General features: G+C 64.6%; 13 protein-coding genes and 1 pseudogene. 1 reads left to right on the top strand and 13 read right to left on the bottom strand.

Annotation, left to right across the window (positions count from 1 at the left end; all coding sequences use genetic code 11):
* The 13 genes and pseudogenes from M3N55_RS16380 to M3N55_RS16320 all read right to left on the bottom strand — a co-directional run.
* Positions 1–464: phage tail tape measure protein (locus M3N55_RS16380; RefSeq protein ID WP_428982686.1), on the bottom strand; the 464-nt coding region annotated here is incomplete at its 3' end.
* Positions 442–660 carry a rcc01693 family protein gene (locus M3N55_RS16375; protein ID WP_249060939.1) on the bottom strand — a complete coding sequence of 73 codons (219 nt, stop codon included), beginning with the start codon at positions 658–660 and terminating at the stop codon, positions 442–444. The genes M3N55_RS16380 and M3N55_RS16375, both read right to left, overlap by 23 nt.
* Complete coding sequence (locus M3N55_RS16370; RefSeq protein ID WP_249060938.1) at positions 657–968, bottom strand: gene transfer agent family protein; 312 nt, start codon at positions 966–968, stop codon at positions 657–659. The genes M3N55_RS16375 and M3N55_RS16370 overlap by 4 nt, the downstream gene beginning before the upstream one ends.
* Positions 968–1390 (bottom strand): phage major tail protein, TP901-1 family, encoded by a 423-nt coding sequence (locus M3N55_RS16365; RefSeq protein WP_072246050.1) that lies wholly within the window; start codon positions 1388–1390, stop codon positions 968–970. Before M3N55_RS16365 ends, M3N55_RS16370 begins: the two co-directional genes overlap by 1 nt.
* Before the next feature lie 24 nt (positions 1391–1414).
* On the bottom strand, positions 1415–1822 hold the full coding sequence (locus M3N55_RS16360; RefSeq protein ID WP_249060937.1) for a DUF3168 domain-containing protein: 408 nt from the start codon (positions 1820–1822) through the stop codon (positions 1415–1417).
* On the bottom strand, positions 1819–2157 hold the full coding sequence (locus tag M3N55_RS16355; RefSeq protein ID WP_249060936.1) for a phage head closure protein: 339 nt from the start codon (positions 2155–2157) through the stop codon (positions 1819–1821). The genes M3N55_RS16360 and M3N55_RS16355 overlap by 4 nt, the downstream gene beginning before the upstream one ends.
* Positions 2154–2735, bottom strand: a complete 582-nt coding sequence (locus M3N55_RS16350; RefSeq protein ID WP_249060935.1) for a head-tail connector protein — start codon at positions 2733–2735, stop codon at positions 2154–2156. The genes M3N55_RS16355 and M3N55_RS16350 overlap by 4 nt, the downstream gene beginning before the upstream one ends.
* 111 nt (positions 2736–2846) lie before the next feature.
* A complete protein-coding gene (locus tag M3N55_RS16345; RefSeq protein WP_249060934.1) occupies positions 2847–4061 on the bottom strand; it encodes a phage major capsid protein in 1215 nt (404 codons plus the stop codon).
* A gap of 109 nt (positions 4062–4170) precedes the next feature.
* Positions 4171–4704, bottom strand: coding sequence for an HK97 family phage prohead protease (locus tag M3N55_RS16340; RefSeq protein WP_249060933.1), 534 nt, complete (start codon positions 4702–4704; stop codon positions 4171–4173).
* A gap of 13 nt (positions 4705–4717) precedes the next feature.
* Positions 4718–4960, bottom strand: a complete 243-nt coding sequence (locus M3N55_RS16335; RefSeq protein ID WP_249060932.1) for a GTA head formation protein, RCAP_rcc01685 family — start codon at positions 4958–4960, stop codon at positions 4718–4720.
* Complete coding sequence (locus M3N55_RS16330; protein WP_249060931.1) at positions 4957–6162, bottom strand: phage portal protein; 1206 nt, start codon at positions 6160–6162, stop codon at positions 4957–4959. Before M3N55_RS16330 ends, M3N55_RS16335 begins: the two co-directional genes overlap by 4 nt.
* A 119-nt stretch (positions 6163–6281) precedes the next feature.
* Positions 6282–7569, bottom strand: a pseudogene (locus tag M3N55_RS16325) (DNA-packaging protein).
* Entirely contained in the window at positions 7553–7897 is a 345-nt protein-coding gene (locus tag M3N55_RS16320; RefSeq protein ID WP_249060930.1) for a hypothetical protein, read from the bottom strand. The pseudogene M3N55_RS16325 and the gene M3N55_RS16320 overlap by 17 nt, the downstream one beginning before the upstream one ends.
* Before the next feature lie 156 nt (positions 7898–8053).
* Between M3N55_RS16320 and M3N55_RS16315 the strand changes: the two genes are divergently transcribed.
* A complete protein-coding gene (locus M3N55_RS16315) occupies positions 8054–8380 on the top strand; it encodes a leucine-rich repeat domain-containing protein (protein ID WP_249060929.1) in 327 nt (108 codons plus the stop codon).
* Positions 8381–8441: the final 61 nt, after the last annotated feature.

Genomic DNA, 8441 nt, shown 5'->3' with positions numbered 1-8441 from the left:
CTGCACACTTTCCCCATAGGCCAATCCAAGACCCCCGCGGCTTCCTCCTTCCGAGGTTTGTCAACGTGAGCCGCAAGCTCATGGCCGCCAACGTCGTGCTGCGGCCCACATCGAAAAACCTTCAGGATGGACGACATCGCGCCATTCACACCCTGCGCCAGAAAGCCGCCAAAAGCGTTCTGCACGGGTTTCATCGCGGCGTTATAGACACTGTCGATCATGGTCTGGGCAGTACCGCGCAGCGCGTCTTGCAGGCGCATCCCGTCAAAGACGACACCATCGAAGGCACGGCGCAGGCCACCGGCGAAATTGCGCGACAGCCCGTCCACCTCACGCGAGGTGAAGGTCATGGTGCGGCCCAGATTGCCCAATTCGCTGTCGAATTCCGCAACCAGCCCGCCCGCTTGGCCAAGGCGCAATTCCAGCGCGGCGATCTGGACTTCAAATTCCGTGGGCGTTGTCATGTGTCGGTCCTTTCGGCGTGTCGGGGTAGCGCGCGGCAAGGTCGTTCAGCCGGTCGCGGGTCAGCGGGCCAGAGCCAGCCTCCAGCCCCGCCATAAGCAGCAGTTCCGCGGGCGTCAGCGCCCAGAAATTGCGCGGGTGCAGGCGCAACTGGCGCAGGCCAAGCCGCATCAGCGCGGGCCAATCAAGGCCGCTCATGGCGCAGCAAAGGCGCGGGCCAGCGCAAGCGCAGCGGCCCGAGCGCAGGCGGGCATGCCGCCCGCGATCTCGACCGTCATCAGATCCGCGGCTTGGCCCGTCCAGCCCCCCCCGCGCAAGCCTGCGACAATAATCGCCAGCACGTCGCGGCTGGCGATCTGGCCACCTTCCAGCCGGGTCACAAGGTCCAGCACGGTTTCCCCGTCCAGCCCCGCTTCCAGTTCGGCCAAAGCGCCCAAGGTCAGGCGTAGATTGTGCGGCTGGCCGTTCAGGGTCAGTTCCACCTCTCCCGCAAACGGGTTGACCATCAGGCGCCCCCGTCGGTGATGAAGTCGAGCTGCCCGGCGCTGGCCAGCGACAATTCAAACGTCGCTTCGCCATTATGGCTGCCCGCATAATCAAGGCCGGTGATCTGGAACGCGCCTTCGATAATGCCGAAATCCGGGATGATGACCTGAAATTCGGGTGTCTCTCCATTAAAGAAGATCGCACGCGCGCGCTCATCGGTGCCCGCGTCGCGGAACACCCCCGCGCCCGAAATACTGGCCGATTTCACACCCGCGCCGCCCAGCAGTTCGCGCCAGCCCCCGGCGCTGGAAAGTGACGTGACATCAACCGTTTCCGCGTTGAAGCTGATGCGCGTGGCGCGCAATCCGGCCACGGTTTCGAACTGGCCATCGCCGGTCATATCCACCTTGACCAGCAAGTCTTTTCCGTTTTGTGCGCCCATCGGGGTGCCCTCCGTAAGTTGAAATCAGTCCTCGACCCGCGCGCGAAAGCGCAGGTCTATGCGGCGGGTCTGGTCGCCTTCGATCTTGCGGGCCTCTGCCCGGTCGAACCACATGGCCACCAGCCGCCCGCGCGACAGCGTCAGCGCCGGGGCATCCAGCACTTCGGCAATCCGCGCAGCGATCTCTTTGGCAGGCAGAAAGCCGGTGGCATTGGTCAGCACGCTGATAGTCAGCCGGTGCTCTGCCCCATGGCCGGTTTTGTCGGATTGGTCCGTTACCTCTTCCAGCCCAATCAGCACATAGGTGCTGGGCGGCGTGGCGGGCGGGATCGCGTCATAGATCGCGCCGCCCAGAAGCGCGGTAAGCGCGGTATCATTCGACAGATGCTGAAAGAGCGCGGTTTGCAGCGCAGGGGCCAGTTGATAGCTCATGCCGGAAGCTCCTCTTGCGCGGTGCAGACAAGGTAGCGGCCTTGGGGATCGCTTTCGGCCACCGTCAGAATGCGATAGATGCGCGCGCCCTCGATAAAGCGTTGCTCTGGGCGGGGGCGGCGGTCATTGCCGAACGGAGCCGCGCGCAGGGTGATGCGCAAGCGCACGTCGCCCGATGGCCCCAGCGCACCCAAACGTTCCTGCCCGGTGCGCGCGTCGATCGCGGCCCAATGGGTGCCAAGACTTTGCCATGTGGTGGTATAGCCCCCGGCCCCGTCCGGCGTGGGCACCGGGCTTTGCAACACCAGGGCGCGGGTTAGCTTCGGCGTATTCATACCCGCCCCCCAAGGCGCAGGTCGCGCCAGCGTTCCAGTAATGTGCGGATGCCGAAATCCATATCCTCGGATGCGCCGCCATCGCGCGACTCGTAGAATTGCGCGGCCAGCAGGACCACCGCTTGGCGCAGGTCGGCGGGTATATCACCCCAAGCGCCGAACCCCGCCGTAAACAAAATTACCGCCTGCCCGCCTGTCGCAATGGGCGGCAGGATGCTGCCCGCAGGCACAAGGCGCGGACGCGGGCCATCGGCTTGCAACGCATAGCGCGCCGGGTCCACAAGCGTGGTCGCGCCATCGCGGTTAACCAATGTCACAGAGACCACGGCGCTAACCGGGGCCAGCGGCAAAACCTGCCCGCAGTCAGAGCGCCAGCGTGCCAGAAGCAAGGTCACATCACGCGCAATCAACGCGCGGCCCGTGCGCCCCTCGACCGTGGTGAGTGCGGCGCGCAGATATTGCTCCAGCAACGCGTCTTGCGTGGTGTCATCGGCAAAGCCACTGGACAGGCGCAGATGCTCACGAAAGGCGGCAATCGGCAGGGCGGCCAGCGGGATGGGGCTGTCGGTCAGGTCCATTTGGGGCCTCTTGCGTGGGAAAACAGGGTGGGTGCCCCGCAACCGGGGGACGGGGTGTCACGAGGCACCCTTCCCCGCCGCGACAGGCGCGACGGGGATCGCGTTTGCGCCTTAGCTCAGGCCGAATTTCAAAAGCTTGATCGCCTTGAAGTCGGACACATCGCCGCCCACGCGTTTGGTGGCGTAGAACAGCACATGCGGCTTGGCGCTGAACGGGTCGCGCAACACGCGCATGTCGGGGCGCTCGGCAATGGTGTAGCCTGCGTTGAAATCCCCGAACGCAATGGCAAAGCTGTCGCTGGCAATATCGGGCATGTCTTCGGCCACCAGCACCGGATAGCCCATCAGCCGCGCAGGCTCGCCAGAGGCCAGGCCATCCGACCACAGGAAGCGGCCATCGGCATCTTTCATCTTGCGCACGGCCCCGGCGGTTTTCGAGTTCATGACGAACACGGCATTGGCGCGGTAGCTGGCCCCCAGTGCATAGACCAGGTCGACAATGGAATCGGCGGCATTGATGCTTGCAAAATCGCCATCCGCACCCGTGGCAATATAGCCCAGATTGTCCCATTCCCAGATCGCATCATCGACGGCTGCGTGATCGAGGAAACCGCGCGGCTTGTCGACGCCATCGCCATTGATGAAGGCGGCAGCTTCGGCGCGGGCGAATTTGCCGGCAATGCGGTTGGCCAGCCAACCCTCGATGTCGAATGCGCTATCATCCAGCAGGCGCTGGCTGGCCTTGGGCATGGCCGACAATTCGTGCAGACGGATGGAAATACGGTCAATCGTCGGCGTATCGGACTCGGCCAAGCTGCCGGATTCCGTGGCCCAGCCCGACGAGATGTCGGTGTGATCGACCAGCACGTCGAAGAAGGTGGATTCCACCATCACGACCGACGCAATCGCGCGGATGGACGCCGCGTTATGCAGCACGCCGCGAATGGTGTCCGACGTGGCCGGGTCCACCAGGTAGCCGCCCTCGCCAGCCACACTTGTGTTCAGGCCCTTGGCTTCCAGCTGAAGCCCACGCAGATCGGCCTCGTTGCCGGACCGCAGGTAAGCGTCGAACGCCTTGTGGTGCAATGTGTCGGCCGCGTCAGAGCGGTCCAGCACGGGGCGGGCGGGGGAAACGGCAGTCTTGCGGTCCAACATGGTCAATCGCTCTTCGGTTTGGGAAAGTTTGCGGGTAATGTCGGCTTGAAACGCATCGAACTCGGCGGCAAAGCCGTGCCACGCGGTTTTCAGTTCAAGCTTCAGTTCTGGGGCTTCCGGGGTATCGGGCGCAGCGGACTGGCCCGCAACCTTGGGCGCGGGGTCGGTCATGGGTCATCTCTCCTATGACAATCGAGTGTTTTTCGGTCCAAGGGCAAAGCTATCGCCTGTGCCCCAAGATCGGGTGAAGGCAGCGTGCGGTGGGTTAAGCGCGCGGGGGCTAAAGCTGCGCCAGCGCCGCGCGTGCAGCGCTCAGCTTGGCCGTCAGAAGCGCGATATCCTGCGCCGCATCCGACTTGCGGTCGATCCGCGCGGTGCTCTGCATGGGAAAGGTCACAAGGCTGACCTCCCACAGGTCCAACTCCAACAAGCGCCGCCCGCCGCCGGGCAGCTTTTCGGCGCGCAAGGTGCGGTAGCCGATGGACAGCCCATCCACAGCACCCGCCGCCAAAAGCGCCTGCGCCTCTCGCGCGCGGGCAACGTCGGGCAACAGGCGGCCTTTGACGTAAAGGCCAACGGCATCCTCGCTAACCTCGTCCCAGACGCCGATAGGCTGGCTGGGGTCGTGCTGCCACAGCATGCGCACTTGATCGCCGCTTGCTGCCAGCCGCGCCAGGGACGCCGCATAAGCCCCCGCCACAACCGTATCGCCGCCGCGGTCGCGCTGGCCGAAAATGCTGGCATAGCCCGCAATCTCGTGGCCTTCCACAACACGCAACCCCGGCGCAGCCCCGGCAAATTTATATTCCAGCATGGGAAACCCTTTCTCATGTCGTGATCTGCACCAGCGCCAAAGCGCCATGCATCAGAACGCCTGCTGCCACGCCATAAACGGCCAGCCACAAGCGCCGCTCCAACCGCTCCACGGCTTGCTCCAGCCGCACCATGCGGAATTCCAGTGCTTCCTTGCGGGCTTCGAACACGCGTTCCTGCGCGTCGATCCGGGCCTGCGCGGCCTCGAAACTGTCATACAGATACCGCGAGCCGCCCACCGCGCGGCGCGCGCTCATTGCTCCTCCAGCCGCGGGGGCAGGCCCAGCAGGGCGCGCTTTTCGGCATCGGTCAGGAAAGACGCCTCTCCCACGCGCCGCCACTGCTGGTCACGCTCGAGCGCCAAGGCCGGCACCTGGTCCAGATCGGGGCGCAAGGTCAGATCACCGGGCATGAAATGCGACAACCAATGCGCCAAGGCGGCGGTCACGCGCGTGGCCATGGGCAGGACGGTCAGCCGGTAGAAGGCACGGTTGGCTTCCTGGTAATTGGCATAGGTCGCATCGCCCGGTATTCCCAACAACATGGGCGGAATACCGAAAGCGATGGCGATCTCGCGCGCCGCCGCTTCCTTGGTTTTCTGAAATTCCATGTCCGAGGGCGAAAAGCCCATCGGCTTCCAGTCCAACCCCCCATCCAGCAACATCGGGCGACCCGCGTTGCGCGCGCCCTGATGATGCGCCTCCATCTCGGCTTGCAGGCGGTCGAACTGGTCTTGCGTCATGCTGCCATGACCATCGGCGCCCCGGTAGACAATCGCGCCCGTGGGCCGCGCGGCATTGTCCAGCAATCCTTTAGACCATGTCGAGGCGGCATTATGCACATCGACCGCGCGGCTCGCCGCTTCCAAGGGTGACAGCCCGTAATGGTCATCTTGCGGATGGAAGGACCGGATATGGCAAATCGGCCCGACCCCATCCTGCATGGCAAAGCGATGCGCCCGCCCGCCAACGCGGTAATCATAGCCCACGGGCCAACCATCCGCACCGGGAATGACCCGCATCCGGTCGGTACGCAGAATGTGCAATTCCTGCACGCCGCCTGTCGCCTCCGGCACGGCCTCGACATAGGCGTTGCCGGACAGCAGAAGCTGGCCATACAATGCCTCCAGCAACTCAGCCCGGCCTTGCGCGGGATTGGGCCGTGCCAGCAACTCAAGCAGCGGGTGGCGCTCATAGCGCGCCTCGGCGTCTTGCAGCACAAGGGGCAAGGCTGCGGCCGCCTCAGAAATCAGCCGGACGGCCCGAAATCCCACCGGGTTGCCGATGAACCCCGCACGCGCCAGCGACACAGCATCGCGCCGCCCAGTGGCAACCGCGCCTTCAGGCACACGCGCCCCAAGCCGACCAGCCATCAAGGGACCCACCGCGCTCGCCTTGGCCTCTGCCACGTCACCAACCGCCGTTGCGGGCGCGCCGCCCTTGCGCAGAAAATCGAACATATCCGCCTCTCCAAACCTGACCCCCTTCATCCTTGCAAAAATATCCTCGGGGGGTGCGGGGGGCAGACAGCCCCCCGCCTGCATGGATCAAACCCTAGCGTCAGCCTATGAAGATCCGCTTAGCCCAGCGTGCGCAGCTTCGGCTGCGACCAGCGCGCGGCGGGGGCGAGCATCAATTCATGCAGCGCCCAGACCAGCGCATCCACCCGGTCGGGGCTGCCTTGGCCCGCGTAACCTTGCGCCATCATCAGCCCCATCTGGTCCTCCAACTCGCGCAAAGGTGTGGCATGAAACACCCGGCCTTGCTCATACAAAGCCGCGACAGGTTCCGCCCGCACTGCCTTGCCCCGCGCGGCATGAACCGCGCGATACGGCACCAGCGGGTCGATCTGGCGCAACACCTCGCCCACCAAATTGCCGCCTTGGTTCACCTCGGCCACTATACGGTCCGCCCCGTGGCGACGCGCTGCGTCAATCGCGGCTTGCGCCCAGGCACTTGGGGACGACGCGCGCAAAGACGCATCCTCCAGCAGATAGGCCCGCCAATCAGCAGGCGGCCCCTCGGCCAGAACGCCCGCCACCACAATCCCGCACAGGTCGGATTTCGCGCCCGAGGACACCGCCGGGTCCACCGCGACCACCACGCGGGATAACCCCGGCACATCGCGCACCCGCGCGCGCCGGCAGCTCGAGCGGCCACAATGTCCCCTCGGCATCGGCCAGCAACGCGCCGTCCAACTCCTGCCGCTCCAGATGCGTGCCTTTGTAGCGCGCGCGGATTTCTTCCAGAAAGGACGGTGCCAGCCACGCCCGGTTCGCCTCTGTCGCTGCGTGAGTCATCACCGAGGATGGCGCAGCCAACACCGCCTTCAGCGTGGCTTGATTGCGCGGCGTGGTTGTCACCAACTGGCGCGGATGCGCGCCCAAGCGCAACGCGAATTGCAGCATGTCCCAGGTGTCCTCGGCGCGTGGCCATTTCGCCAACTCGTCGCACCACGCGGCATCGCATTGCGGCCCGCGCAGCGCCTCGGGGTCGGACGCGCTAAAGCATTGCGCCACCGCGCCATTGGGCCAGACCAGCCGCCGCCGCGTCGCTTCCCAGTGCGGCAGGCGGTCGGGGGGCGAGCAGGCCAGAATGCCGCTATCGCCGAACACCATCACCTCGCGCGCTTGGTCATAAGTTTCAGCCACCAGCGCCACGCGGCGCGCCGCCCCGGCATCCAGCGGCCCTGCCCCTTCCACCATGCTGCGCACCCATTCCGCGCCCGCGCGCGTTTTGCCCGCCCCGCGGCCCCCAAGGCACACCCATGTGCGCCAATCGCCCTCGGGCGGCAGTTGGTGCGAGGCGGCCCAGAAGGAAAAAAGCCACGGCAAGCTGGCCAGTGCGTTTTCACTCAGGCTGTCCAGAAACGCCGCCCTCTCGGCTGGCGGTGCGCAGGCGATCCAATCGGCGGGTGATCTCGTCTCGGGCGGCGTCAAGGTCGAGGGCGGCCCCTCCAACCGCGCCAGCCCCCTTGAGCTTTTGAATATTGGCACGTTCATGGTAAGCAATCTCCAGCGCTTTGCGCAGCGAGCGGAACTCTTCGGCAAGCTCCTTTCCCGTCTGCGGCGTGATCTCGTCATAACCCTCCAGCAAGCGCGTCAGCCGCGCGATGCTCAGGGCCAGCAACTGCTCGGAATAGGACACCATGTTTTCCGGCGTCGGCCCTTCCGGGGGCGTGTGGGCTGTGCTCATTCGGTTGCCTGTCCGTTTGGTCCCCCTTGGCGCTTATGGGCGCGAGGGGCAGGATAGGCAGGCGGGGTGAAGACCGGGTTCGGCCAGCGCACGGCGGGGTTGTGGGTGGCGCGCGTTTGGGGGATGCTGGCGCGATTGGATCAGGGGATTTGACGGATGGATAAGGCGGAAGAGGCGTATGAGGCGGCAAAACTAAAGGTGGTTCGAGCAAGAGCGGGCAACACCCACCGGCTAAATCTCTCAGGCGGCATATATAATGCTCTGGAAGAGCTGCCGCCCGAAATTGAACAGTTATCAGAACTTCAAATCTTAGTCCTCAGCCGCACGCGGATAAAAAGCTTTGACGTTTTGAAATCGCTCAAGGCTCTGCGATACATTGATTTAGAGGATGCAGAAATATCTGATATTTCTTGGCTGGGGAGTGTCATGAACTTTGTGTATCTGGTCTGGCCCATGCGGGTTTCAGATACGGTTACGCATTGAAGCGATCCTCGAACATTATGGCGAAATGGTTGCGGGCGGCAAACCATTCCCGGACATTTCG

The organism is Roseinatronobacter domitianus (assembly GCF_023336755.1).
GTDB lineage: Bacteria > Pseudomonadota > Alphaproteobacteria > Rhodobacterales > Rhodobacteraceae > Roseinatronobacter > Roseinatronobacter domitianus.
This window is presented reverse-complemented; position numbering and strand designations above follow the sequence as displayed.

What these genes read in the sequence shown, in the direction of transcription:
- M3N55_RS16340 (WP_249060933.1), bottom strand. Translation starts at nt 4,704, where the DNA reads ATGCTGGAATATAAATTTGCCGGGGCTGCGCCGGGGTTGCGTGTTGTG.
- M3N55_RS16350 (WP_249060935.1), bottom strand. Translation starts at nt 2,735, where the DNA reads ATGGACCTGACCGACAGCCCCATCCCGCTGGCCGCCCTGCCGATTGCC.
- M3N55_RS16315 (WP_249060929.1), top strand. Translation starts at nt 8,054, where the DNA reads ATGGATAAGGCGGAAGAGGCGTATGAGGCGGCAAAACTAAAGGTGGTT.
- M3N55_RS16330 (WP_249060931.1), bottom strand. Translation starts at nt 6,162, where the DNA reads ATGTTCGATTTTCTGCGCAAGGGCGGCGCGCCCGCAACGGCGGTTGGT.
- M3N55_RS16320 (WP_249060930.1), bottom strand. Translation starts at nt 7,897, where the DNA reads ATGAGCACAGCCCACACGCCCCCGGAAGGGCCGACGCCGGAAAACATG.
- M3N55_RS16345 (WP_249060934.1), bottom strand. Translation starts at nt 4,061, where the DNA reads ATGACCGACCCCGCGCCCAAGGTTGCGGGCCAGTCCGCTGCGCCCGAT.
- M3N55_RS16370 (WP_249060938.1), bottom strand. Translation starts at nt 968, where the DNA reads ATGGTCAACCCGTTTGCGGGAGAGGTGGAACTGACCCTGAACGGCCAG.
- M3N55_RS16355 (WP_249060936.1), bottom strand. Translation starts at nt 2,157, where the DNA reads ATGAATACGCCGAAGCTAACCCGCGCCCTGGTGTTGCAAAGCCCGGTG.
- M3N55_RS16335 (WP_249060932.1), bottom strand. Translation starts at nt 4,960, where the DNA reads ATGAGCGCGCGCCGCGCGGTGGGCGGCTCGCGGTATCTGTATGACAGT.
- M3N55_RS16375 (WP_249060939.1), bottom strand. Translation starts at nt 660, where the DNA reads ATGAGCGGCCTTGATTGGCCCGCGCTGATGCGGCTTGGCCTGCGCCAG.
- M3N55_RS16365 (WP_072246050.1), bottom strand. Translation starts at nt 1,390, where the DNA reads ATGGGCGCACAAAACGGAAAAGACTTGCTGGTCAAGGTGGATATGACC.
- M3N55_RS16360 (WP_249060937.1), bottom strand. Translation starts at nt 1,822, where the DNA reads ATGAGCTATCAACTGGCCCCTGCGCTGCAAACCGCGCTCTTTCAGCAT.